This is a genomic window from Pseudomonas sp. MMS21 TM103, assembly GCF_022132145.1.
Taxonomy (GTDB): domain Bacteria; phylum Pseudomonadota; class Gammaproteobacteria; order Pseudomonadales; family Pseudomonadaceae; genus Aquipseudomonas.
Genome location: NZ_JAJISP010000002.1, coordinates 258,341 through 284,663 on the forward strand (window position 1 = coordinate 258,341; position 26,323 = coordinate 284,663).

Sequence of the window (26,323 nt, forward strand, 5' to 3'; positions counted from 1 at the left end):
TAGGCCCATTAGGAGGTGCCCTGAGCAACCCGCGTTACCCCCGAAGAATTCAAGATGGAAGCAGTCAAGCAAGTGACCGAGGACGGCCTGCCTGGCTGGCTGGGTAACCCAAAACGACGACATGGCTTCAACAATCAGCTATCCCCGGTAGCGTTTGAAAATCGCTTTTTCCAGAGTAGGGAGAGTGCCTAAAAAACCAGGGGCGATTCAGCCACCAGGAAAGCCACTCGCGCGGACACAATCGGCGGGCAATCCATAAGGGGGCACGCAGAGGGTGAGCCACGACGCCCTCCCCCCTCAAAGCCCACAACCGAGCCAAGTAGCTCTGCTAAGTACAAATTGGAACCGCACACTCACTCGGCGGGGCAAAAAGTGGGGGGAAATTCTGAATCAACGCAAAATACTCGCCCATAAAAAAATCCAGTCACTGCTAAGTGACTGGATTTTTTAGGATTATATGGTCGGGACGGAGTGATTCGAACACTCTACCCCTAGCACCCCATAAAGGTGAGTTATAGTCCTACCAGCTCCAACCACATTCAATAATTCCTCATAAATCCCCTTATTTTAAAGGCCTGTAGCCATTCCATCATCCTAATCCATCCGATACCATCTCCTCGAAGCCAATCTCAATTGGCAACCAATTGGCAACCAGATCACCTTAATTGGCAACCAATTGGCAACGGAGAAACCGGAGCATTGCATGGGCAAGATCACAGACCGGCAGATGACCGCCAAGCCGGGCAACAGCGACAAGTGGCTTAGCGAAGTCGCCATCTGGGGACATGGCAGTCTCGTGGCAAGGATCACTCCCAGCGGCGAACGCCTCTTCTATTTCCGGTACCTGAACAGCAAGAGCGAGCGAATTACCTACCCCATCGGCACCTACAGTCGTGACAACTTAGAAGGCACCATGACCCTTGCAGAGGCAGGCCAGCGAGCCAAAGAGCTCGCTGGCCTACATAAGGCAGGTATGCGTGATATTCGAGAGTACTTAAAGACCGAGGAAGAGTCCCGTATTGCAGCACGCGATGCCGAGCTTGCCCGCCTGACCTCAGCAAAGGTCGCTGCAGAAGTAGAAAAGGCTCGGTATGCCGCGAGGAAAAGTGTCACCGAGCTATTCGAGCACTGGGCCAAGGTTGATCTGATCAACCGCAAGGACAAGGGCGCAGAGGTACGCCGCATGTTTGAAAAAGATGTCCTTCCTTTTATAGGAAGCTTGGCTGTAGCTGACATTAAAAAGGGCCACATCACAGAAGTGACAGACGCCATGCTAGCCCGCGGTGTCAATCGAGCGGCGAAAATTGCCTTTTCCCTGATGCGCCAAATGTTCCGTTTTGCAGTAGATCGTGACTTAATTGAATACGACCCTTCTGCCAGCATCCGCAAAGCCAAGATTGGCGGCAAGGATGTCGAGCGCGACCGTGTCTTGAGCGACGATGAAATTCGCAACCTAGCCAAACTTGCTCCAGAAGCAGCCTTGCTGCCATCCACCGAAGCTGCAATTTGGATTGCCTTGTCTACCTGCTGCCGGGTTGGTGAACTGCTCAAGGCACGCTGGGAACACTTGGATCTTACCCATGCCACATGGCTGATTCCAACTGAGAACAGCAAGAACGGAAAGCCCCACAAAGTGACGCTATCGGCCTTCGCAGTTAAACAGTTTAAGCGCGTTCACACGCTCAATGGGAGTTCGACCTGGTGCTACCCCAACACAGACAATAGCGGTCCGGTCTGCTCCAAGACCGTAACTAAGCAGCTTGGCGATAGACAACGCCAACCGGGGCAAAGCAGCATGAGTCGTCGAAGCGCCAAAGCTCATGTCTTGCTTCTGCCGGGAGGGAAATGGACGCCCCATGATCTCAGGCGTACAGGAGCTACAATCATGACCGCTCTCGGTGTACTCCCTGAAGTGGCAGAGCGCTGCCTGAACCACACAGAAGAAAACAAGGTAAAACGCACCTATCAGCGACATAGCTATACTCAAGAGATGACTGAGGCTTGGCGCTTACTTGGAGAGCACCTAGAAGCACTAGCCACGATAAACATAGAAAACCCGGCGCGCTTTAACTCACACGATGACTCTCCTGAACAACTAACTAGTGACCTGATAGGTTAGTCCGTTTATCTACATGCTCAAACTTGTCCAAAATCTTGCAGGCGGCGCGCCCAGCGACGGATGCATCATGAAGGGCTGCCAGTTTGTGGTATCGCGGTGTAGGCAAAGGTTGCGCCCTAGGTCGACCTCCCACAGACAAAGCTCAAGCCTGCGAATTTGAGCAAATCAGCTAACCGAACATGCCACTAGCATTTGTTATAAACCTGTGATAAACAACCAGCAACCACAGAGCAACGAGTATACGAATGACATCCATCAAGGATAGAAGCCAGAAAGTACTCTCAGTCGAAAAATCAATAAACGATCTAAGCATTAATCGTCAGGTTTTTTTTGACATCGTAGAAAAACTAGACATCAAGCTACTCATCTACCCTCCTGACAATGCAGAAGTCCATCTGGTAGAGAAGCATTATTACAACCCAAAGATGCGGCTCCATTTCCCGAACTACATTAACAGCTCACTTACAATAAATGTAACCAAAGCAATAAAATTTATTTGCCTCTCGCCAAAAGAGTGCAAGGCGGCATTGCGTTTCGAAGGACTAAAACAGAGCAAATTCCACGCAGTAGCAAAACACTGCGCCGAAAGTGATGAAATAATCATCACCTACCCTCACAGCAACACAAAAGGCTGCCAACAAAGAGGCTTGCTTAAAAGCCCATACCTAGACGGTCTATTTATCACCACAAAACTCAATCCACCCTCGCAAGACCCTAAATCAACAATGAGAGCAATAGAAAAACCCATCAAGATAAAACCAAAAAAAATGTTTATCCTCAGCGAGGACCTTAAAGAAATTAGAAAAGAATTGAATCACAACACCGACTACGAAAATTTCAAGCCAGGGAAGTGGACTTCATTAAAGCTAGCTCAACTTAACGAAGCGTCTACTCATTTTTTCTCAGAAAATAATTTGAACGGAAAACACCCAGACGACATAGAAACTATCGCGATTGAAAAATGGCTTAGAACACTCTGGGGACCGAACTCAGGAGTAGACCTAACAGAACAAGCCATCAATGCAATTCTTCCTGACCACCGCTACTCAAACTCACCACCCAAGGATAGAGTAAGCAATGTGCAGAGAAAAAAATATAACACCTACACTTCAACAACCCTAGTAATGATTAACGAAATAGCAATAAAATATTGGCTGGAAATGATCGACAGAGGTCGAATCTACGGGAGAGAAAAATACCCAACAAGAGACAGCATCAAAACGGAATTATCAGACACATCAGGCCCCTGGAAAGTAACCGCTAGGCTCGCCGCCGCAATTGCGACAATTATCAAGCCTGATGACGCTGATAAAACGAAAAAACAAAAAAACGAAAAAGGCCCATCATAAAAGCTACGAAGATTCCACACACTACCCGTCAACTGTTTACTTTTAACACGTCGCATGCACCACCTGAGCCACCTATTCTTGGCCGCCCTCTCTTTACGCCGGTCAGTTTAGGCATATTCCCCCGAAAGAATGTTCTTCCACAACGAGGGGAAAACCTCACCCAGTAATCAGTTTTAGCAAGGTAGCCCGCTACCCCGCCCTTTAAGTTCTGAATGAGATCAGCGTCAAGGTGACCTACGACGCCTATGCCTCTGTGCCGGTATTTCCACTGCTGATTATTACAGTTAAAATAACGCCCTTTCCCCTTGGTTATAACGTTCTGCCAGTGCTCACCTAGTAATTTAGCCAAGACAACATCCTGGCAATACATCGCCCCGTCATAGAAAGCCAAAAGGTGAAAGTGAAAGCCCTTGCTATGACCGTATTCCAGCTTACAAGCAAATCCTAACAGCCCCTTGATAGGAACACCTTTGTACAAATCACGCTGCATCCTAGCCCAGTCGTCCTTCACCTGTAACAAGGGTCCCTGCAGACCTACCTCCCGGTGAAACAACCCCGACCCATAAGACAAATCCAAACGAATTACCACCAACCTAGAGCGTTTTTCAAACAAGGCGTCAATATAGGCATCTAGACTCTTGGCTCTTTTGTTTGCCGCCTTCGCAAAGCCCCTGATAAGGCGTTTAAATTGATGCCCGGATGCCATCTGCCTCATGTCATCGACAAGTCCGTTCAACGCCTCCACGGCGCTCTCAAGCTGTTCCGGGCGACTCCTAGTCGGAGTTGAGAACAGCAATGTACTTTCAATTCCTCTAGCGCAGCTAAATAGTAGATCCACATATGGGTTCAGTTCATGAACTGGGAAATAATAAGCGAACTCACCTTGCCCATTACTTAATACTTTGAGCAGTCGCTTCCCAATCAACGACGCCTGGAAGCCGAGCTTACCGTCAGCACTCTTAATCACAGAAAACAACTGCTCATCACTGCTGGTTATTTCAACCACTAGCGGCTCAATTACTTTCAACCGGCCTAGCAAGCCATCCTCTACCGCCACCTCAAGGAGCGGTCTTTCCTCCACATCATTAGCAAACCCACGATGAACTTCGTCTAGGTACATCCCCACACCACCAACTAATTAAATTGAAGAAGAATATGTATACACCACAAGCCAAAAGCATGACCTCATACTGCAACAACAACAAGCGCCTCAAGCACAATAGTTAACCTTGCATATTGGCTATACTGGCCATATGCACCACCCACTGCACCTATAACACCACAGAGCACCAAATGATCATAATACTTATAATTTTATAATTAAATAACACTCCATAATCAACATATCAACACTACTCCAGCCAAACACGCCACGCAAAGCCAGACCACCAAGACAACCTATGAATAAGCAGAAGTAAAATTAAACTAAGTTAGTTCCAACACCACTCAAATCACACTACCACTATACTCATAAATAAAATCACCATGCATAAATTGCGGTTCTGGAGGCAACCCTGGCTTCAGGTCAATGAACACCTTCGCCCCCAACCCGCAGAGCGAAATCATGCGATGAGAACAGAGACATTCTAAAGCAAGGTCTAAGCGACTCTTCTTTCGTATTTTATTAGGCCCGTATTGAAGGACATGATTTTTTAACACGTATCGCTGACCACCATAGCTACGCCCACGTAACCACTCCATCAATTCCACAGCGTCAGATTCATCTTGCGGAGACGGTACAAAAATCCTAACAAACTCATCTGAATACCACTTACATAGATTAATCGCGATGTTAAGCGTATCTAGAGAAATATCACCATCTAACCCTTCAAAATAGTGAAGTACCGCCGCCACCCTTGCTATATTTTCAAACAGCTTAGATGCATGATCACCCGCACCATGCAATCGCCCCCCTTTGCGAATCTCCACCTCGATGGTATTGGCAATTTGTATCCCACGCTCACAAGCTTCTGCCGTAAATTTAACAACTTTCCTTTCTCTATCCGGCTCTTCCAACAGACCCAGATTCTGCTGGAGCACCTCTGTCATGCGCTGGTTGTACTTGTCACGATGCTCCCATGATCGAGTAATGTTATTTTCCATACGGATGCCCTGGGTCGATTGTGGCTCGCACACTAGAAACCGTGCGAACAAACCTGACCCGCGCGCCAACTCTCCACGTCGAACCATATAGTCTTTGAAGCCCGCCCCCTGCACCATAATCGATACAGTCAGGCGCCCATCCTTCAGCTCAAAGCAGTCGGATGTCTTACGGTCAACGGTGATTGAATCTCCACTCCAGATAGCATTCTGCTTTGATAAGTCATTAAATGCCCGCCCACTTAAAACGCCACCACCCTCGCTTGAGATCAATCCTGCGGTTCGCAAATTTTGGTACATTCCGTAAAAAAATGCCTCAGACGTAGCGTCCTCATAGAGGAATTTGAACTCTTTAGGCCTTTCCGGTTTAGCCATCTCATGCTCATGCATCCGAAGCACTTCATCGTCCGAAGGCAGCCCCTTTTCAACGTTTTTTGTCACGCACCTCAAAATTGCTTTTTTCTTTGATTCCCAAATGGACCGTTCAACGTCCCACGCCCTAAACAGCTTCTGATATTGCACGCTTTGCTGTTCCTGGAAATCACGAATTGAATTCATCAAGATTTTTTCTGTCGCGGACTTCCGCTCCCCTGAATCCGCAATAATGAGTAGCATCAGTGATACAGGGACAACTTGACCGGTTGGTTTTTGCACATCTATTAGTCCTTGTACAGCAACAGAAATTGCTGCCAAAGCTGTTGATAAAATCAAGGGGCGAGGAGCCTTAATATTGCCCTGAAGCTCATCGATTACTGCGTTCAACAATGGTAGTAGGGTTAAACTTGGCAATACCGCCTCAGCGCCTGATAGTGGTGGCTGATAGCCCGGAACACCTACCCACGTAGCGGATTGATCTCCAAAACGGAGATGTGAACTCATTGCCCACACCTGCCGGCAACCAAAGCACTCTGCACCATGAGCGACTGAGGAACCGTTGTGCTAACCGCTCTAGACGAGTACACACACTGCTCCAGCCATGCGTTTACTTCTGCTTCAATAAAGCGAACCGCTGAGCCTCGGCCAAGACGAACCTGTTTTGGAAAGGTCGAATCGTAATGCGTCGAGTTTTGATCAAGCTTACTGTAGATGGTCGACCGCGACAGGCCCGTTCGCTGGACTACCTGCGTCAGCCTAAGCATGACCAGGGGTGATTGGTTTATAGGTGTCATCGTGTTACTCCGTTTAGTGGGTGGGTTTGTGCCCATCCTAGGAGCTTTGAGGATGAAAACTAAAGAACGTGACCGTAACCTTTGCTAACGGTGCCAGCCTAAAACGGCGAGGCCACGGATACCGTGGCTTTGGCGGACAATGACAGCACCTGGCTCGCTTAGCGTAACGGTGGGAGTGGGGGGATATAACGACGTGAAAAGCCTAAAGCAGGCCTAGCCATATATAAGCAACCGCACTGAAGGTTTAAACAAGAATCCGGCATGAACCGCTATTCCTGCTATTAAGTAGCGGAAATAGCAGTTCGACTGCGCACCACTCTGTCGACTTGCGCTTTCCAGGGTCGTCTGGAGAACCATCACCGTCTGCCCCCATCAGCGAGCTGTAGCTCCGTTGGGCCTGAAAGACTTTCCTCCTGAAACAACTTTTTAGAGTCTGCTTCATCGCCCCGGGTTTTCTAGACACTCCCCAAGCCCTGGAAATACCGCTTTTCGAACTCTACCGGTGACAGCTGATTGTTGAAACCATGCCGTCGTTTTGAGTTGTAGAACATCTCGATGTAATCGAATACATCACTGCGGGCATCCTGCCGAGTGCCGTAGATCTTCCGCTTGATCCGTTCCCGCTTCAGCAGCTGGAAGAAGCTTTCCGCCACCGCGTTGTCATGACAATTTCCTCGACGGCTCATGCTACCGATTAAAGTTGTTGGCTCTCAGAAAACTCTGCCAATCGGAGCTGCTGTACTGACTGCCCTGGTCTGAGTGGATCATCACTTCCTGCCTCGGCTTACGTCGCCAGACCGCCATTTGCAGCGCATCAATCGCCAGGCCGCTCGTCATCTGCGGCTTCATTGACCAGCCGATGACCTGCCGTGAAAACAGGTCGAGCACCACTGCCAGATACAACCAGCCTTCATAGGTTCGGATGTAGGTGATGTCCGTGCCCCAGACCTTGTTGGGCTCTGTGACGTTGAAGCGGCGCTCCAGACGATTGGGGGAAGCTACCGGCGGCTTGCCACCATAACGGCCAGGGCGATGCCGATAACCGGTCTGCGAACGCAGTCCCTTCAGGCGCATCAGCCGGGTAACCCGATGTCTGCCGCACTGCTCGCCGATCTCACGCAGGTCGTCATGGATTTTGCGGTAACCATAGACGCCGCCGCTCTCCAGCCAGCAATGCTTGATCACCCCGAGCAGCCGCTGATCTTCCTTTGCTCGTGCAGATTTCGGCTCTGCCAGCCAGGCGTAGTAACCGCTGGCATGCACTTTCAAGGTCTGGCAAAGACGCCGAACCGGGTAATCCACTGACAGTTTTTTAGGATGTCTCGCTATTCGGTCACGCGCTTGAGTTCGGCACGCAGGCGACGCAGTTCCGGTTGCTGATCATCCTCTTGTGCTCGCTGCTCCTGGGGCTTGCTGTAGCGCTTGATCCGCATACAGGCTATGCACGGACATACCTAATCGGGCAGCTACCTCGGCGACAGGCAGGCCTCGCTTGGTCACTTGCTTGACCGCTTCTATTTTGAATTCTTCGGGATAACGCTGGTTGCTCATGACACCTCCTAATGGGCCTCAGTTTAAGGCTTGGAGGTGTCTACGAAACCCGGGGCGATTCTGGGGCAGCGAGGTGCAGGAAGGAAAAAGCCCAGCACAATGGCTGGGCTTTTACAGAGCAGAGAAGCTCAAATCAGAGCAGCATACAGGGCACTTGCAACGCATCCGGCACCCACATTGCTGATGGTGTCGAGAAACGCGGTATCAATGTTAGCGATAAAACTAACCTCCTTCGTAGACGGAGCCACTACGGTTGGCTGTTGCAGTTTAAGACTTAGGAACCTCGTTGCTACAAGTACTAAGAATCCAACAGCGCCGAATACGAGCAATAACCCTGCTGCTGATACTCCTTGCGGGAGAAGATCACCGACCCTAGAAATCTAGGGCCGACAGGATTTGGAGATTTTTTTCGATCTGGCAATAAAAGTCAAACTGAATCGTCTCCCGTAAACGCACTTACACATGTCTGCCATCGACCAAAAGCGTTCACTCCTGAACAGTTGTAGTTGGCCGGACACAGTTTTTCAGCCAGTCATTGACTCGAGCAATTTCTTGCCATCGTTCAAATAGGTCAGTGTCTGAGCGAATTTGATGTTACGCCCAAGCCGCTGGCAGATGTCCTTTGCCGATACTGGCTTCTCTAGAATCTTGAAATTCTCAAGGCGCTGGAATCGGGTCTTACCGGGCACTCCAAAGTGATCTCGCTCCTCGGTCAGGCCGTTCGCCCAACCGTACGCCACGATCCCTTTCCCTGACTCATACAAGAAAACAACGTCGCCCTTCCTGAGGCGATCAATCTTTTCCTTGTAACCATCTTCAAACGCAGCAGCGATGCTCTCAGACAACATTGCATCGTGATCGTCAGAACAGTTGGCTTTGTTGGTGTTTAAAACGTAGTGGAATAGGTTGTCATCATCCCTTGGTGGTGGGGGTGCCATCTGAGCCAATGACTCGGTTTCGACCTTCCGCCAAGTGGGTAGGACATATTCAACTATCAAATCGTGTATCAGGTCTTGCCGGGTCAGATCGTAAAAGTTTGCAAGCTCCTTGATGGCAGCGTCCTCCTCGACCGTCACACGTATCGTCATTGATTCCGTTAATGCCGCGCGCTTCCGCTTTGCCTCAAGCTTCGAGAAAAAGTCACTCATGATTGATACCTCGCCAAAAAATGGGTAAAGCCCCAAGAATAACCCCAGCGTGATTCTATATGGATCCACAAAAGAATCACAGATGAATCTATAAAGAATTTAACACAGCAAGCCAAGGGCAGCCCCTGCCTTGACTGACGCTCAGAAAACCAGCTTTGAATGCGAGATCAGCATCTTACTAGCGGCGAGCCGAACTCCGGGGTTATGGGTATGAAAGTGATAGTGAAGCGCAGTGTTCGCTTGCGTGCCCTTACGCAGTCGGCCCAGCGGCCGTTTCGCTCTGCACATTCGGTTTCCACCCCCGATCCGGTGGGCTCATCAACGGCCTTTGCGTCGAAAGTAGCCAGACGTGAAGCTGTTATTGGCCGCTTTCTGCCCGTCGCCACCGACCGCTTTGGGTCGGCAGCAGCCTTTCGTGACCGGCAGCTACCGACCCAGCAGCCATTAGTTGAACCTAGTGAGTTGCTGACAACACGCGAGCCCGCAAGCGGTTCTCACTATCTGCCTTTACCGGATTTGGGCGTGCGGGCTGTTAGCCCGTCTTGGCGAAGCCGAAATGGCGATGGCCTCCTGAGCATTCCGACTTTCCTCCAAACGAAGAGTATGGATCATTGGTCATGGAGTCACCAAAATCCAAAAATGGAGACTTATGTCGAAGGTCTTAAGTAAAAATATTGCCGTGCCGGAGTCAGGTTCATCGATTGAAGATGAAACCCAACGAGCAATTGGGAAAGTGGCTGCTATCGGCTGTAGCTTCAACAAAAGCGACGCGTGCATGAGCCGAGGCGAACAGCCGAGTACCAGCTAGATACCGCGACAGGATTTGACGCTACGACTGTGTATTGTCTTCTACAGCCGCCAGAAAAAGGAGACTCGGCGAATGAGAAAGGCTCTGACCCACTGCTGCCTCCAGTGTGACTGGCAGCAGACGTTGATGCTCGACGATGGAGAGAGAGGCATGCAAGTACGCTTCGATCACTGCCCTCGGTGCCGCTCGCATGGCCTTCTAAAGCGCCAAGCAAGCCGCCTAGAGACCCTAGCGGCCAGTGCCGTTCTCTCGGGCTCAATCGTCACCTACCGCCGACATAGCAAATTGCCATTAAAAAGGTTAGATTCGCCATATAAGTAGCGCCAATAAAGTCCACGCCATTTCAATACGACAGGGAAGTAATTATGTCCGAGGCTAAGGACACGCTCCTAAGGCTCATCGCTCTGCTACGCCTTATCCCGCGAACACCAGGTCGCATAGCGACCACAACCTTGCTGGAGAAGCTCAAGGATGATGGTTTCTCGGTAAGTCTACGTACAGTTCAACGCGACCTTGACCGACTCTCTATTCCGTTCGCCCTACAGCGTGACGAGAGTTCCCCGTCATTTCGCTGGAGTCTGTCGGACAAAGCACCTATCGATTTGTCGGCTATGGACACCCCCACAGCACTGGCGCTGTACCTCGCGGAAAGCCACCTGCAGACACTGCTCCCACAATGCGTGCTGGATCAGCTCGGCCCACAGTTCCGCATGGCACGCGATTACCTCGACAATCTGGAAAACAACGGCCTGGCGCGCTGGGCGCACAAGGTTCGGGCGATTCCCAACGGCAAGTCCCTGCAGCCCGCGCAGATTGCCCCATATGTCTGGGGCCAGACCTCCACCGCCCTACTGGAACGTAAACAGCTGCAGATCCGCTACCTAAGTCGCAGCAAAATCGAAGTGAAGCAACTGCTGATCCACCCCGCCGGCCTAGTTTCCCGACACGCCATCAGCTACCTGATCGGCAGCGTCGACGGCTACGACGACCTGCGCCAGTTCGCCCTGCACCGTATTCACCAGGCCGAGTGCCTGGAAGCTCTGGCCCGAGTCCGTGACGACTTTGAGATCGAGCGCTACATCCGCCAGGATTTCAATACCGACACGCCCATTGAGCAGGTGGAGCTGGTCGCCGACGTATCACCGCAGATCGCTTGGCTGCTAGGCGAAACTCCGCTAAGTGCGCAGCAGAGTCTGGAGCTTCTGGAAGGCAGCGACTGGAAACGTCTGCGCGCCTGGGTGCCGGACGATCAGGAGACTCGGTGGTGGGTATTTAGCTTGGGGGAGAATGTGCGGGTGTGGGCACCAGCAGCATGGGCTCAGACCATCCGACACAAAGCCGCCAAAGTAGAGGCTCTATATGCACAATAAGCGCGACAGAACGGTCGATGGGCAAATAACGCATTACAACCACCCGGCTCGGGAGACCTCCCAAAACGAGTCTTCTGGCAAAAACGCAATCAAGGATGCCAACAGGTAAATCATGGGCATCGTAGTTGGCATCGTCATCTTTCTCGTCGTGCTTGGCACCGCGGCAAGCCTTATCGAGCGCGGGGCCGCATCGAGGCTATTGCGCCCTTACATTGGCCTGCTACTGATAGCCGCACTGATCGCCGGCCTGGGCGTGATTGTGGGTTTTCTTTTCAGCGGTCTGCAGGGCTTCTTTCTCATCACCGCCAAGATCATCGCCATATTCGCCTGCGCGGGCTTGTGCCTGCATTTGATCGTCATAGTCGCCAGGCGCTGGCTGTAACTCCCGGCTAAGGAAATAAGATGATCAACGCCTTCAGCTTCCAAGCTTCGCCAGTCGCCAATCCAGGCACGACTGAAGCCAATATCTTCGTACACGGCTACAGCGCCGGGCATAGCGCCGAGGATAAACAGCTCTTACTCGACAAAATCCCGGATCAACTCTGTCACTACACCAATATCTTCGCGTTCTGGCCCTCGAATCACTACCTCCATTTCGACAAGTCGTCGCTCCTGGCATTTGGCACGGCAGGCCTGAGTTTGATAACCGGCGGCCTAGCGTCCCCCATTGCTTATTCGAGCCTTGCTGGTTCTTTCGCCAAGGACCGGCGAAAAAACTTTACCGACGCTCGCTCTCGTGCAGACAGGATGGGTGCCGTATTGCTTGAGCAATTGGGCGAATACCTGCGCCACAATCACCCACAGATCGAAACGATCAACCTGATCGGCCACTCGCTCGGAGGCCGACTGGTCGTCAACAGCCTAAAAACCTTTACCAAGAGGCAAAGGCTAGCGATCAATGATGTCTTGCTGATGGCCGCCGCGGTCGAGGTCACCCCTGACGAAGCACAACAAATGCGCGGCCTGCTCCAGGGTCGACTGATCAATGCTTACTCCAAGGCAGACCGAACTCTTCTGCTGAATTGGGGGGAGACCTGCCTTGGGCGTATCGAGGTAGAGCATTTCGAGAGTGTGGAAATGGAAGACTTCGGCCATACCCACTATTGGGAGCGGCTGCAGGATGTACTGAACAAAACCAAGTTCAAAGCCTCGATAAAAAACTCAGCGGTGCCTGCGCAAGAACCTGCCTACGCCACGACCGCTAATACCTCCCAGCCTGAACAATCATTCGCAGAGCCACCCATGACGACACTTGACCTGAAGGCCCCAGGCGACATTTACCAGCACATCAACGAGGAATTGGTCCGCATCATCGACTCATTGAGCGTGCAGTCGAACGACCCCACCTTGGCCCAAGCGAAAAGCGATGCGCACTCGCGGCTTACCCAGTACCAAACAGCGTTAGAAAAACAACTAGCCGAACTGCAAAAGAATGCCGAGTGGAATACCTTCACCATCGCCTTCTATGGCGAAACCGGAGCAGGTAAATCGACCATCATCGAGACCCTGCGCATTCTGCTGCAGGAACCTAAGAAGCTCGCCAGCCAACAGGTGTTCCGCGAACTGAAAAGCCAGTACAACCTGAGCGAGGAAAGCCTGCAGAACCTGCAACTGGCCATTGCGCAAACCGATGCCCAGCTCCACGAACTAGCGCAGAAGCTGAGTGCCACGCTGCAGCAATACGAACAACCGTACAAGCAAACCCTGGCGGCCATCGACCAAGCCGACGCCCACAGCAACGAGCGGGCAAAGCAGCTGGGCAGACAATTCCAGCAGCATGAACAGCTCTATGGCAGCGCCATTGATGCTGTCACGCAGCTTCAGACCCTTCTCGCCGAGCGCAAAATGAACGCTTCTCTCTGGCAGAAGCTGTTAAATCTGTTCAGGAAAATGCCGGAAGAAATCGAGCTAGACCAAGCAACTGTCACACTCTCGGAAGCCACCGCGACGCGTGACAGAGCAGCATCGACCCTAGGAGCCGAAGAGCAGCAGGCCAGGCAGGAGCGGCTCGCACTGGAGCGGCAGCTAGGCGAGATCGTCGCGGCCCGCGACAACGACAGCGCAACTCTTGTCGCCCAGCAGACCGAAGCGGAACACAACCAGCAAGGCCTCGTCCAGCAGCGCCAGAAACATGAAAGCCAGTTGGCACAACTACTGGCTGAACTGGAGAAACAGGCCGACGGTGAAATAATCGGTGACGGCAGGGCCGATTTCACCCGCCAGACACAGCGTTATGACCTCGTGCTGAACGGCCAGCCCTTCGCCCTGCTGGATGTGCCCGGCATCGAAGGCAAGGAAGGCCTGGTGCTAAGCGAGATAGAGAGCGCCGTCCAGACCGCGCACGCGGTGTTCTATGTCACCAACCAGCCCGCACCACCACAAACCGGCGACAAGCAGCGCCAAGGCACGCTGGAGAAGATCAAGCAACACCTCGGCGCGCAAACCGAGGTGTGGACAATTTTCAACAAAAAGATCACTAACCCCAAGCAGTCACTGACTGGCCGGCCACTGACCTCCGACGATGAGAACACCAGTCTGACCGGGCTGAACGAAAAAATGCGCGAGCAACTCGGCAAGCACTACCGCGAAGTGTTCCCGCTCACCGCACGACCTGCGTTCCTGGTTTCGACGGATCACTTCACCCCAGAGTCGAAGAACGCCAGAGATCGCGACAAGAGTCTCACGGACTTCAGCTGCGACGAACTGCTGGAAAAGTCCCGTGTGCGCGCCTTTCTACAGTTGCTCGACGACCAGTTGCTCCACGACGGTCAAGCCAAGATCACTCGGGCCAATTTCAACAAGGCCAAGGAATCGCTCGACCAGACCAGCCAAACCCTCTCTGGAGTTCAACAGACCCTGGCCACGCTAGCAGAAGAACTTTCCCAGGAAGGACAAAGCGCCAAGAGCCAGTTGAACAGTAGCTTCCAGGCCCTGAAAAAACGCGTGGAGTCGTGCGGTGAAACCTTAATCGATGATTTCACCAGCAAGGTGCGCAACAACATCTATGCGCGTATAGCGAACGACATCAGCAACGATGCCTTCAAGGATGCATTACACAGCCAGTTCGAAACTCAACAAGAACACCTGGGCAAGCAACTCCCCAGCGTCGTGAGCGCAGAGATCGGCAAATTCCAGCAAGCCGCCGATGACATCCTCACGCGCTTCGAAGAGCATGCCAAAGAGTTGGCCGCAAGCTATGAAAAACTCGGCAGCACACGGTTCAACGAGAGGTTCGACCTCAAAATAAAAATCGACAACGGCATTAAGGTTGCTGGATTACTGGGTGGCCTTGTCGGCCTCGCACTGGCGCCTTTCACCGGAGGAGCCAGCTTGTGGCTCGCCGGGGCCGCTGTTGTTTCCGTGCTCGCCTCTATCGGTAAGGCCGTCTGGGGCGCCCTCAGCTCCGATTACAAGAAATCCCAACAACGCGAAGCTACCGAGAAGAACCTGCGCAGCGCCACCGAGCAATTGCGTAATGCGCTGCGCGACAACGTGGAAAAGGCCCTGTCCGAAATGCAACGCACTATTCACCAGTTAGACCTGGCACTTGAAGCACCAGCCAAACAGGCCGCCGCACAGGTGCAAGCTCTGGATAGTTCTACCAGCCGCCTGAAAACCCTATCCCGCCAAATCGAAACCGCAGGAAAACTGTAATGGAACACACTCTCGACACCTTCAAGGCCCAGCAGGCAAGCGCGCTGGAGCTGCTCGGCAAGCTGCAACATTTCCTCGGTCAAGGCGTGGCAGCCGGTGTGCCTATCGACCCAGCCTTGAACAGCAAGCTGCAAGCTGCCATCGACAGCGTATCCGGCGAAAAACTCAAGGTCGCTCTGATTGGCGGCTTCTCCGAAGGCAAAACCTCAATCGCGGCAGCCTGGATGGAGAGGCTGGATAAATCCAGCATGAAGATCAGCCACCAGGAGTCCTCCAATGAAGTGAAGGTCTACGAAGTCGGTGAAGACTTCGTCCTGATCGACACGCCCGGGCTGTTCGGCTTCAAAGAGCAGGAAAACGCCGAGACCCACGCCATCGAGAAATACAAGGACATCACCAAGAAGTATGTGAGCGAAGCTCACTTGGTGCTCTATGTGATGAACTCGACCAACCCCATCAAGGAAAGCCACCAGGACGATCTGACCTGGCTGTTCAGTACCCTGGGTCTGCTGCCGCGCACCATTTTCGTCCTCAGCCGCTTCGACGAAGTGGCCGACGTGGAAGACGAGCAGGACTATCAGACCAACCTGCAAATCAAACGCGCCAATGTGACCGGTCGCCTGCGCGAGCTGATCGGGCTGACCGAGCAGGAGGTCGCTGAACTGTCCATCGTCGCCGTGGCCGCCAACCCGTTCGACCTGAGCGCGGAGCACTGGCTGGCCAACGTCGAACAGTTCAAGGCGTTGTCGCATATCGCCACACTGCAATCGGCCACTACCGACAAAATCCAGCAAAATGGTGGTAATGCCGCGCTGGCCAACGAGATGCGCGCCAGCGTGATCCGTGACGTACTCAGCAACCAGTTGCCGATCGCCATCGAAAACGACCAGAAGGTATCCCTTGAAGTCGGCAAGCTCGACGAACTCAATGCCCGCCTGGCAACACAGCTGGCAGGAACCGGGCAGCAAATTGAAGACGCACGCAATAGCCTGCGCGAGTTCGCCATGCGCTATTTCACCGACCTAATCCTACAGGCCAAGGGTTGCAGCCTGGAAACCTTTGGCGACTTTTTCGAGCGAGAAGTCGGGGCTGAAGGTATCATCCTGGCCACACGTATGCAGGCCGAGTTCAGCCGCCAGACTCAATCCATCACCCTTGAAGTGCAAAAAATGCAGGTCGGCTTCGATAGCGAGGTCAACCACTTCAACACCACCGTCAAGGCGCTGGGCAAGCAGGGCATCAATCACGTGCTCAAGGGCAACCTGATCAACAACACCACGGTACTGGCCGCCCGCGACGGCATCGCCACCATAGCCAAGACAGTGGGCATGGATATCGGCAAATACCTAAAATTCAAACCCTGGGGCGCCCTAAAGTTCGCCAAGGGAGCCAACGGTGCACTGGCCTTTATCGGTGTGGCTCTCGAAGCCTGGGATAGCTGGGAGCAATACAAGCGCGAAGAGGCGTTCAAAAAGGTCATTACAGAAATGGTCAGTAACTTCGAACAGCAGCGCCAGGACTTTCTAGACCTCGTGAACTCCGAGCGCTTCAAAGAAGAGTTCTTTCCCGACTACCTGCTGCTCACTAACCGCCGACAAGAGCTGCAAAACAATCTGGATGAAAGCCGCAAGCGCCAGCAGCGCTTCCAAGCATGGCGGGTCGAAGCAGAAACTATAGACGCGGAATTCAGAGCACTTGATTGAATCCCGGTAGCATCTACGCCCGTTGCAAGGTGCCGCGGGCCTTATGCGTGCAGGACTAATCCACCACCGGATAACAAGCATCCCCCCATAAGGTATCCGCGCTATCCATCATGAGTTCGATGATCAGCGGCACCAGCTTGCCCAGCAAGCTCGTACAGTCGCGCATCTGCTCGCGATTGACCGAGCCGCTCCAGGTGGCACCGCCGTGGATGAGCTGGTTACGCAGGGTATACAGGCGGTTGAACAGCACACCAAGCAGCGCTGGTGAATCACCGCTGGCCAGAGCCTGCTGAGCGGAGCGCTTGCCGCTGGCGAAGCGAGATTTCCAAATGCTTTCGTCGATCTTTCCGTTCTGGTAATCCCAGAAACTCTGAAACACATACGGGTTATCCAGCAGGACTCTAATGCTGCCGGAAAACTCCTGCCAGACCAATGCATCGATGTGCTTGCTCTTGTCCAGAGAGCAGAGTTTCTCCAGAAAGGCCTTGAAGGTCTCTTGCTCCGATAGGCGTTCTCGCTCGTCGATCTCGGTGGCATAGGCTGCGTTGAAGGCAATCCACAGGAAGATGAAGCGACCGTCGAGATCGTCCGCCTGCTCAGCACGGTCGAGCCAGCTCAGTGCACGATGGACACGCAGACGCAGATTGGGGTGTTGGGCATCACGCTCCTGGCGGTGACGTTGCTTCAGCGACTGGAACTGCATGGTTCTCTCCTTGAATCAGCTCCGTACCCTAACAGAGCAGTACTGAGTCGCAATACCGCGACACAATCTGCCGCGCTACTCCGGCACAGTCTCTTAAAGCACAACGGAGAGACCATACATGCCAATACAGCCCCATCCTCGCACTTTCATCTGCGCACACTGCGGCTGGCAACGCACAGCCATTCCTGTCAGCGATGCCCTCCGGTTGGAAGTCGACTGGTTCTTCCAGTGCCCAGCCTGCCAACACACTGAATTGGAAACCCGCCCGGCCAACCGCGCAGAAATCATGCGAGAGCGGCTGGCCCAGTTCTTTCGCTAGCCACGGATCTGAACCACATGACAGGAAAACGCATCATGCACAAAGCCAAGATACTGCTGCTCTGTAGCCTGCTGACCTGCGCCAGCGCCCATGCCGGCACCTACGAATGGACTTCCGGCTGGGGCATGGGTGTCAGCGAGCATCTAGTGGACGACGGCAATGGCAACGAGCTGAACATCTCCTTTCCGAACCATGAGGAGGATGGCTACGTCCGCGCCTACGCCAGCATCGGCGGCCAGCAATACAGCTCCGATGAGGGCAACGGCTTCGATGTGATCGTCGACGGCGATACTTATAGCAACCCCTTCTTCACCGACTGCCGAGCTTGCGGGGCCAACTTCCCGGGTTTCTGGGAGGCCCTGCGTAAGGCCAACAACCTGAAGCTTGCTGCTGGCGGACAGACAGTCAATCTGCCCACCCAAAATATAACCACCGTACTCCAGCCGCTGTACAGCCCGGAAAACAGCTGCAACTCGGCCTGGTAAGACAGCCAAAACAGCGACACAGGCTGTCGCCAGGAGCAGAGACACTGCTCCACGCAATCATTCGAATCGAGGAGTGAATCGATGTCCGATACACAAAGCAGTACGAGCCTGTGGTTCTACGAGGAAAGGGGCGAGCGTAAGGGCGGTGCCAGCGAACAGGAGATGGTCGAGCTGATTCGCTCGGGGCACCTCGGCTACGGCAGCTCCGTGTGGATGCCCGGCTTCAACGAGTGGGCGAAGCTGGAGGACACCCCACTGCGGCAACACCTGCAGCAGATTCCGCCACCACTGACCGGTAGCCGAGTGAACAACACCTTGGTCTGGGTGCTCGCCTTCGCCCCCATCATCGGCTACCTGATGGAATGGTTCATCGCTGGTGCCCTCAATGGCAGCGAGTCGGCAGCTGCACGAGCGATGGAAAACGGCAGTTATTGGTACATCACGCTAGCGCTCAATCTGCTGCTGTCCTTCTTTGACGAGAAGCGCTTGCAAAAGGCCGGGCACAATACCAGTCGCTTCAGGGGCTGGGTCTGGCTGGTACCGGTGTATTTGTATCAACGTGCCCAAAATCTGCAGCAGAACCTGGCCTACTTCATTGTCTGGCTGGTGTGTTTCGCGCTGGTTCTTCTGGCCTGACGGAGCCCACTACATGTTCAAGAATCTTCTTGCCACCATAGGCCTGGCTGTTGTGATCAAGGCCGCCTTTGAACACTACCGCGAGTTCCAGGAGCTGAAGCGCGAAAAGCAGGGCAGCAGGGAGCCGAATCCCTGAATGGCTGCGGGCTTACACTGCTCTACTAGCGACTGCAGCTAACTGACAGTGTCGGAATTAGCAAATGTTGATTGAGGTTCATCTGATTGAGATGAACCTCATCCATTTTTCGCAAGCGAACGCTCGCAAATCACTTTAACTCTTCCTTAAGAGCTTCAATCAGAGCCTGCAGCGCAGACTCCAAACGAGATGCCTCCCATGGGTCAGACGAGCATTGCTCCCGTGCATTAACTTGCTGTGCAAAACGCAGCAGAGCTTCAGCGTCGGCGTTTGGAATCTCAAGCGTGATCGAGCTCATCTCTACCTCTTCAATACTAAAAGCGCCACTAGCTAACGGCAGAAACAGCCACTGCTCAATTACTTTTTGCACGGAAGCCTGCTCTACTCCCGGAGCATATGCCCCCCTGACTAGATTACCTGAACCTCTGAGTAGCATTGTCCTAGGGGGATTTGGACAACTCTGCTCAACATCACAGAGGCTCAGACAAGCCCAAGCGATAACAAACCCACCAATGTCTGTACAAAAGCTGACCTCTCCGGTCGATAGAAAATGGCACACAGCAAGGAAAAGCAATGAGTGATTTGGCGGTTTTGCCTACACCCAGCAATCTCTTTCGGACGTTGTTAACCGCTACCGGTTACCGCCCCTGCCTAGAAAGCAAAGGGTTGGGTCGGGACATCGATCACCTAGCCCTAGAAGAGCGCCCGGGCAGCAACTTCGACTTATTGGAGAACTGCCAAACTCAACTGCTACGCGCCATTCGGGACGATGCTGGTGCGGACTGGAGCAATCTGGTCGAGTCGGCCTGGAATAGGCACAGCAACCTGTTGCGCTTACTGGCGCGAAAGACTGATACAACCAGGATGATTCAAGATCGTGCGCGACCTGCCATCTTCAGGATGGTGGTGATCCCTGAAATTTCAGGCTTTGTTCGTCGCGTACATCAGGAGTTACCGTTGCTGGATGTGCGGCAGTGGTGGGATTCCCCCTTTGCCACCTGGCTTATCGTTGCACAGCAACAAAGCTCACTTTCTGCACAACAATTGTTAGAGCGGCTTGCCAATCATGTGGATTTGGACGGGCGCACGTTGGAGCGCTGGCAGCAAGGCAAAGCTATCGGTAAAGGGTTGTGGCCTTACCGCGATACGATTGCGGCACTCATTGGCGACTGCCAATTGCCCCGCCAACAGGTCGAGCGACTAACAGGTTGGCTGATCATAGTGGTCGCAATACAGTCATTGACCGCCGAGCTACGCGATACCGTCAAACGCGACTTTTTTATGCAAGGTCAGCAGCCTACAGAGGAGCAGCTCATTGCCTTACTGAACCGCGAGGCAGCAGACCGGCATAGCCTGCCTGTGCGCGACCAGGGTGCACCTGTACTCAACGAGATGCATAGCTTGTTTGCCAATCCAGTGGGCAACCAAAAGGCCATTCGTGATCGCCTTGACTGGCTACGCTCGCTCTGTGAGCGCAGCACACCTGAAATCTCTGCAGCCCATGAGTATCTTTGGCGTTGGTTTTCGGCAAAGCTGGCCGCGAATCTTGGTGAAAAAGACAATGCACTAAAACTCTACGCAACAGCATGCCATGCGGCCTGGTGGAGAGCCGGGCCGAGCCAGCATCCACTTCTCCATGAAGCGTTGTGCTATGCCGTAGGCGTGGGTGAACAGGTGCAAGCAAACCACTACTGGGACAAATGTTTTTTGCTTGGATTGAATAGACCGCCAAAACAGACGTTGGATAAGCAGAAGATGCACCTTCTCTCAACCGAGTTCGAGCGGCTGTATGCGCCACAAAAGGCTGCGCAACGTATTCCACCAGCCATACGTGTAGTGGGACCGTTTGTCCTGTCACCCAAGGATCTGACCAATCCAAACCGCAAGCGCTCCCAAGCCGATGGACGTGTTCGCTATACGCCGCTGATGGATGCAGTGCTGCTGGGGACGCTTGAGGATGTCAGAAAGCTTGTGTTGGCAGGCGGAGATCCAAATGTTTTTATCCCGGAATCTGGCGAGAACGCGCTGATCATGGCGCTGCGTCGAGCCTATGATCGCAAGGATCCGGAAATTCTGCAGTATTTGCTGACTCTGGATATCGCTCCAGAAACGGCCAACCGGCCGGCGTCCAGCAAGCGTGAAACGCCGTTACAGATCGCACTGAACATGGGTGATGCCGAAGTCGTCACCAAGCTGATCGAACTGGGAGCAGATGTCGAACAGTCCTGCTTCACTTCGCCCAGCGCGCTGGTTTACGCCATGGCGTTGCTACACGACAGCATTCATGTGAATGACCCCGCACAATTAAATGCCTACATTGAGGGGCGTGTCCCGGCAGATTCCTTCGATGCCAAAAATGGCGCGATTCTGGATTGCGAGCTGTCGGGCCAACGCCATGGTTGGTTGTCTATGCTTGAGGAACCGCGCAAGAAGCTGATCTTCGAGGGTGTAGCACAGTATTACAACCGGACCGCCGATGAGCGTCGTAAGGTGGTCATGACTTTGTTGGAAAAAAACGCTGACCCCAACCGGCGCTACCCAGACCTCAATGGTTATCGCGATCTCTGGACGCCAACGCTGTTTTCCGCACAGATTGGTGATTTGGCTGTGCTGAAGTCCATGATCAAGGTAGGCGGCAATCCGTGGGTTTCGTTGGACGATGAATCATCTTTGAACGAGAAAAATGCACTTTGGGTTGCCGTCGCCTACAAGCGTGAAGGCGTCGTCGAATACCTTCGGTCTCAGATTCCAGAGCCTTCCAGTTGCTGATCGATCATTTTCGTTTTTTCTTTCGTTCGGCTGTCGGGCTTGAGCCGAGCCTCTGTTGCATCGTTCGCGAAACGCAACGCAACAGAGGCATCACCATGTATTTCAGCAAGAACAAAGACATCAACCAGCTCACGTTTGAGCTGGTTCAAATGGGCTGGACCTACGCCAAAGGACGGCACTACAAGCTTTTCCCACCCAACGGCTGCGGCATGGTAATAGTCCCCACCACGCCCGGCGACCGAAGGGCCTTCCAGAACTTCCGGCGCGATGTGCGACAACGCTTACGCGGCCACGCCGAACGATACCGACACGCCCGCCAGGAGCTGATGCCATGAGGCCGGTAATCCTGGTTTCATTGGATTGGCGTCGGCCGCAGGACGGTAAAACCGGATTAGGGATCGCCTCTATTGCTGCGGCCCTGCGCGCAGCGGATGTGCCATTTCAGATCATCGACGCACAAGTTAACAGCCTTGCTTTCTCACTAGAGCAAGTACTCGCTCGCCTCCTGCAAGCCATCACGCAGGCTGGCTCTGGCTGCCTGATTGGCTTCGGCACCTTTGTCTGGAACGACGCCGAGGTTCGCACCTTGACTCATTCGATTCAGAACACTGGAGCAGAGGTTGTTCTTGGTGGGCCACAAATCTCCTATATGGCCAAGGGGCAATTGGAAAGCACATATCCGCTAGTAAGGTATTTCGTTCGTGGCCAGGGCGAGATGGCCATGGTTGCACTGGCCTGCGGCACCACACCCGATGACTGTGGCATCCATATCGCCGGTACTCCCGATCAGGGCCGCAAAGCAGATCATGATCTGCTGAGTCTGCCCTCCCCTTATCTACATGAAACCGCAGAGTTGCAGAGCAACATTCGCTGGGAAACTCAGCGCGGATGTCCGTTCAAGTGCTCATTCTGCCAACACCGCGAGCCAGGCATACGTCTCAAGCATCAATGGTTTGATGGCCATCGACTGGAAAAAGAACTCGCGATGTTTGCCACCGCGAAGGTGAAGCGCATCTCGGTGCTGGATCCGATTTTTCACACTGATGCCAAGCGTGCCATTCAGATCCTGAACAGCGTTAAAGCGGCGGGCGTGACTGCGCATCTTTCTTTGCAATGCCGCTTCGAGACCTGCAGCACGGACTTTCTAGATGCACTTGAGGGACTCAATGTCACTCTGGAGTTCGGACTGCAGACCACAGTAGAAGCCGAATACCAAGCGATCAAAAGGCCCAACCATCTGGATATCATTTGCAGCCGAATCCGTCAGTTACATGAACGGCAAATAGACTTTGAGGTTTCACTGATTTACGGCTTGCCCAATCAAACTCTGGACAGTTTCCGTAGAAGCGTTGATTGGTGTTTGCAGCGGCGAGTGCCTCGCGTAAGGGCCTGGCCACTGATGCTGCTCAGGGGAACGCCGATATACGAGCAGAAACAGCTCTATGGATTCAAGGAAAGCTACGATCAGGTCATTCCCATTGTGATCGCCAGCAATAGCTTTTCTGAAACGGAGTATGCCGAGATGGCTCGCATTGCCCAGTTGCTGGAGGAGAACTGAAATGGCTGGATTTGTTGTTATTGAGGGCCTCGACGGTGTTGGAAAGTCTACAGTTCTGGACAAGCTGGCCGAGCGTTTCTCGGGCCACGCAATGAGTACCCCTGGACCAGCATTGCGTAGCAGCCGCCCAGCCATCCTAGAGGCTTTTGCCCATGATGAACTTGCCAAGGCGCTGTTCTATGCGGCCAGCGTTTCTAGTGAAGGGAGGCATGCACTCAGCCTTGTTGAACGTGGCGAGTGGGTATTTATGGATCGCTACTGGGCCTCGACGCTGGCATACGCAAAAGCTCGCGGTGTATCGGCCGAGCTGGAGCTTTTGGGCCAAAGCCTGATCAAGCCGGACATAACGATATTGCTTCTGCTAGACGAGCCTGACCGCCAACAACGTCTCCTTGCTCGTGGCGCAACCGCAGAGGATATGGAAACGCTTGATCCCGGCTTTCGTGAGTGCGTACTTGATGAGCTAATGGCGCATGCAGACATTTCAGTGAATGCCACTCACCTTACTGCGGAAGCCTTGGCGATTGAGCTGGAGCAGATGATAAGACGACAGTCTTGTAGCTGATCAGACATGTTCATGGACGGACCGCTGATCACCCATTCATACGGCCATGCTGCGCAACTCTTACGGAAAACCGCTTACAGTCCCCCTGAGGAAACTTTATTCGCGTGCCCCAGGATTTCCTGGATGGACTCAAAGCAGAAGATCCAGGGCCTGCTAGCGGAGTAGGATCTCGCTTGGGTGCATTTGTCATGGGATCACCAAAATCCCAAAACATTGATGCTCCGAGCCTTGAGCAAAATGTTGCTACATCGGCAGACAGGCTCATCGATTGAAGACGAGACTGATCAATTATCGATGACTGCTTACGGCCAATTGCAGTCACTCGCCAACCCTTCGACCTCTAAAAACAGCGCCGCACTAGCATGGCGGTGAGTGAGTCAAGGCCTGTCACACATCCTGTGACCATCCGTGCGAGTCGAGGTATCTTGAATCTAGATTTTCTGCCCCTTGATTTGGATGCGCATGAGAGTCTCGATAGCTCTAGCCCGCATATAGGCCATCCATGAACGATATTGAGTTTGCCCACAGCGTCAGCCCCCGGCTGGGGGCGTTATACGAACAGGCAAAAGAACTAGCATCCACGACACCAGGTCACGCACTCACCTTTTTGCGCAGCTTTGCGGCTATTTTCTGCGAAACGCTTGATCCAAGTACTAAGGGAGAGCCAAACCTAAACCGCAAGATTGCCACCGTGCTAACCGGGGGACTGACAAGCGAGAAGGTTCTGGCTAAACTGCGCACCCTGCAAAACAGTGGGAATAAGGCGGCTCATCCCGAGGAATATGATTGGACCACCCTTGACTTCCCAGCAATGGTTGAAGAGGCACTTCCCGCTGCCCGTTACCTGCTTGAGCATCTGCGCTGGCTCAGTCAAGGCCCCGCGCTGCCTGAATATACGGTCTCCAAACCTACCCTGCACAATCAGCGGGAACTCAGCTTCAGAGCCATTTTTGAGGAAAACCCTGACGCGCAGTACACGCTAGGAATCCATTTCAAAGAAAAGGCAGATCACCTAAAAGCTTCAGATTATATTTTCAGATCCGATGATGGTTACGGCTTTACCTCGCGCTCAGCCATCGATCAAGCCATTCACTGGCTCAAACTCGCCGCAGTGAGTTCACACATTGAAGCAATGTATGAATACGGAGCATACCTTGCTCGCCTACAAGGCGATGCATTCGAGGATAAGCGCCGAGAGGGAGAGCATTATGTATGGCAGGCAAGCGAAAGGAACCATGCCGAAGCCTTGGCAGTCATGGGCGACTACTACTTTTGGGGCTCAGCTCGATACGAGCAAGATCTTGAATACGCACGAGAGCTCTACCAGCAGGCAGCGGTCCATTCTCACCCAAGAGCACTTGCTCAGTTAGGGAGAATGCACGAGCGTGGACTCGGCGGTCGGGTAGATTTCCATGCTGCTTTCCAATGCTCTCTACAGTCTGCTGAGGCTGGATTCCCGCAAGCTCAATTTCACTTATACACGTTGCATCTCCAGGGGCATGCTTTTGCCGGTGAAAGCTCTGCAGCCGTCAATTGGCTAATTGAGGCGGCAGAACAAAAGCATCCAGAAGCCATGCTGGAGCTTGCTGGCCTAATCACTCAAAAGCGTGTTCCAGACCGAACTGTGATTGATGCTCAAGCCCTCTATGAGCAGTGCATCGGCCCCCATCACACTCGCATAAAAGCTTTATATGCGTTAGCCAACCTATTGGCGATACGCTCTGAGGAGCTCGATGCACTGAACCATGCACTGTCGTACGTGTACAATTGCAAGGATGAGATTGTGAATAGGGCGGAACATCATGACCTGCTTCCGGGCTGCGAAAGACTTACTGCGTTCATCGGGGAGAAGATCAACACCCTTATGGCTCGTGCCTACCCTCAGTTTTCTTTTCGCGCCGCCGTCCCGCCAACCATAACGCACCAGCCAGCCTACATTGGCCCGCCGGTAGGCCGGAACGAGCCTTGCCCTTGTGGCTCAGAGAAGAAATACAAGCACTGCTGCCGCTAACAACTTTCTTAAAAGCGATGCCTCTTTGCAGCGCGACTTAACTCTGCAACTGACCCACTTTGAGATCGAAGCTGCGTGAAGGGAATGGCCGCTTTTGGCCGGAAGCTGCCCCGATAATTGGTCGGTTTCTGGGAGCGCTGCGCTTCTTTTCGGCAGCTCAAAAACCGCTC

General features: G+C 53.2%; 19 protein-coding genes and 3 pseudogenes. 15 read left to right on the forward strand and 7 right to left on the reverse strand.

Features of this window, described 5'->3' with window-relative positions:
• Nucleotides 1-703: 703 nt before the first annotated feature.
• A complete protein-coding gene (locus tag LJY18_RS08210; RefSeq protein WP_238041334.1) occupies nt 704-2,119 on the forward strand; it encodes a site-specific integrase in 1,416 nt (471 codons plus the stop codon).
• 245 nt (nt 2,120-2,364) lie between these two features.
• Nucleotides 2,365-3,468, forward strand: coding sequence for a hypothetical protein (locus LJY18_RS08215; protein ID WP_238041335.1), 1,104 nt, complete (start codon nt 2,365-2,367; stop codon nt 3,466-3,468).
• Between the two features lie 28 nt (nt 3,469-3,496).
• Here the strand turns inward: LJY18_RS08215 and LJY18_RS08220 are convergent, their stop codons facing one another.
• The 5 genes and pseudogenes from LJY18_RS08220 to LJY18_RS08240 form a co-directional block, all read right to left on the reverse strand.
• Nucleotides 3,497-4,588 (reverse strand): inovirus-type Gp2 protein, encoded by a 1,092-nt coding sequence (locus LJY18_RS08220; RefSeq protein WP_238041336.1) that lies wholly within the window; start codon nt 4,586-4,588, stop codon nt 3,497-3,499.
• Nucleotides 4,589-4,914: 326 nt separating this feature from the next.
• The gene (locus tag LJY18_RS08225; protein WP_238041337.1) at nt 4,915-6,447 is read right to left on the reverse strand and encodes a YfjI family protein; all 1,533 of its coding nucleotides are present in this window, start codon (nt 6,445-6,447) and stop codon (nt 4,915-4,917) included.
• Complete coding sequence (locus tag LJY18_RS08230) at nt 6,444-6,773, reverse strand: helix-turn-helix transcriptional regulator (protein ID WP_330872724.1); 330 nt, start codon at nt 6,771-6,773, stop codon at nt 6,444-6,446. The genes LJY18_RS08225 and LJY18_RS08230 overlap by 4 nt, the downstream gene beginning before the upstream one ends.
• 419 nt (nt 6,774-7,192) lie before the next feature.
• Nucleotides 7,193-8,288, reverse strand: a pseudogene (locus tag LJY18_RS08235) (IS3 family transposase).
• A gap of 524 nt (nt 8,289-8,812) precedes the next feature.
• The gene (locus LJY18_RS08240) at nt 8,813-9,436 is read right to left on the reverse strand and encodes a hypothetical protein (protein WP_238041338.1); all 624 of its coding nucleotides are present in this window, start codon (nt 9,434-9,436) and stop codon (nt 8,813-8,815) included.
• Between the two features lie 1,173 nt (nt 9,437-10,609).
• Here LJY18_RS08240 and LJY18_RS08245 point away from each other — a divergent pair.
• From LJY18_RS08245 to LJY18_RS08260, 4 genes are all read left to right on the forward strand, one after another.
• Nucleotides 10,610-11,614: a helix-turn-helix transcriptional regulator gene (locus tag LJY18_RS08245; protein ID WP_238041339.1), complete on the forward strand. Its 1,005-nt coding sequence runs from the start codon at nt 10,610-10,612 to the stop codon at nt 11,612-11,614.
• A gap of 112 nt (nt 11,615-11,726) precedes the next feature.
• On the forward strand, nt 11,727-11,996 hold the full coding sequence (locus LJY18_RS08250; RefSeq protein ID WP_238041340.1) for a hypothetical protein: 270 nt from the start codon (nt 11,727-11,729) through the stop codon (nt 11,994-11,996).
• 20 nt (nt 11,997-12,016) lie between these two features.
• Nucleotides 12,017-15,268, forward strand: a complete 3,252-nt coding sequence (locus LJY18_RS08255) for a DUF726 domain-containing protein (RefSeq protein ID WP_238041341.1) — start codon at nt 12,017-12,019, stop codon at nt 15,266-15,268.
• Complete coding sequence (locus tag LJY18_RS08260; protein ID WP_238041342.1) at nt 15,268-16,971, forward strand: LeoA/HP0731 family dynamin-like GTPase; 1,704 nt, start codon at nt 15,268-15,270, stop codon at nt 16,969-16,971. The genes LJY18_RS08255 and LJY18_RS08260 overlap by 1 nt, the downstream gene beginning before the upstream one ends.
• Nucleotides 16,972-17,026: 55 nt before the next feature.
• Here the strand turns inward: LJY18_RS08260 and LJY18_RS08265 are convergent, their stop codons facing one another.
• The gene (locus tag LJY18_RS08265; RefSeq protein ID WP_238041343.1) at nt 17,027-17,674 is read right to left on the reverse strand and encodes a HEPN domain-containing protein; all 648 of its coding nucleotides are present in this window, start codon (nt 17,672-17,674) and stop codon (nt 17,027-17,029) included.
• A gap of 354 nt (nt 17,675-18,028) precedes the next feature.
• On the opposite strand from LJY18_RS08265, the gene LJY18_RS08270 reads away from it, so the two are divergent.
• The 3 genes from LJY18_RS08270 to LJY18_RS22490 all read left to right on the forward strand — a co-directional run bounded on the left by LJY18_RS08270 (nt 18,029) and on the right by LJY18_RS22490 (nt 19,250).
• Nucleotides 18,029-18,478, forward strand: coding sequence for a hypothetical protein (locus tag LJY18_RS08270; RefSeq protein WP_238041344.1), 450 nt, complete (start codon nt 18,029-18,031; stop codon nt 18,476-18,478).
• 81 nt (nt 18,479-18,559) lie between these two features.
• Complete coding sequence (locus tag LJY18_RS08275) at nt 18,560-19,114, forward strand: DUF4339 domain-containing protein (protein ID WP_238041345.1); 555 nt, start codon at nt 18,560-18,562, stop codon at nt 19,112-19,114.
• A gap of 13 nt (nt 19,115-19,127) precedes the next feature.
• Nucleotides 19,128-19,250: a hypothetical protein gene (locus LJY18_RS22490; protein WP_269137754.1), complete on the forward strand. Its 123-nt coding sequence runs from the start codon at nt 19,128-19,130 to the stop codon at nt 19,248-19,250.
• 130 nt (nt 19,251-19,380) lie between these two features.
• Here the strand turns inward: LJY18_RS22490 and LJY18_RS08280 are convergent, their stop codons facing one another.
• On the reverse strand, nt 19,381-19,620 hold the full coding sequence (locus tag LJY18_RS08280) for a hypothetical protein (RefSeq protein WP_238041346.1): 240 nt from the start codon (nt 19,618-19,620) through the stop codon (nt 19,381-19,383).
• A gap of 203 nt (nt 19,621-19,823) precedes the next feature.
• Here LJY18_RS08280 and LJY18_RS08285 point away from each other — a divergent pair, with 203 nt between their 5' ends.
• The 6 genes and pseudogenes from LJY18_RS08285 to LJY18_RS22680 form a co-directional block, all read left to right on the forward strand.
• Nucleotides 19,824-22,019, forward strand: coding sequence for an ankyrin repeat domain-containing protein (locus LJY18_RS08285; RefSeq protein WP_238041347.1), 2,196 nt, complete (start codon nt 19,824-19,826; stop codon nt 22,017-22,019).
• Nucleotides 22,013-22,354 carry a hypothetical protein gene (locus LJY18_RS08290; RefSeq protein WP_238041348.1) on the forward strand — a complete coding sequence of 114 codons (342 nt, stop codon included), beginning with the start codon at nt 22,013-22,015 and terminating at the stop codon, nt 22,352-22,354. Before LJY18_RS08285 ends, LJY18_RS08290 begins: the two co-directional genes overlap by 7 nt.
• Complete coding sequence (locus LJY18_RS08295) at nt 22,351-23,577, forward strand: B12-binding domain-containing radical SAM protein (RefSeq protein ID WP_238041349.1); 1,227 nt, start codon at nt 22,351-22,353, stop codon at nt 23,575-23,577. Before LJY18_RS08290 ends, LJY18_RS08295 begins: the two co-directional genes overlap by 4 nt.
• Nucleotide 23,578: 1 nt before the next feature.
• Entirely contained in the window at nt 23,579-24,142 is a 564-nt protein-coding gene (locus LJY18_RS08300) for a dTMP kinase (protein WP_238041350.1), read from the forward strand.
• Between the two features lie 1,255 nt (nt 24,143-25,397).
• Nucleotides 25,398-25,583: pseudogene (locus tag LJY18_RS22675) on the forward strand (hypothetical protein); the annotation flags it as partial.
• Between the two features lie 459 nt (nt 25,584-26,042).
• Nucleotides 26,043-26,153, forward strand: a pseudogene (locus LJY18_RS22680) (SEC-C metal-binding domain-containing protein); the annotation flags it as partial.
• Between the last annotated feature and the right edge of the window lie 170 nt (nt 26,154-26,323).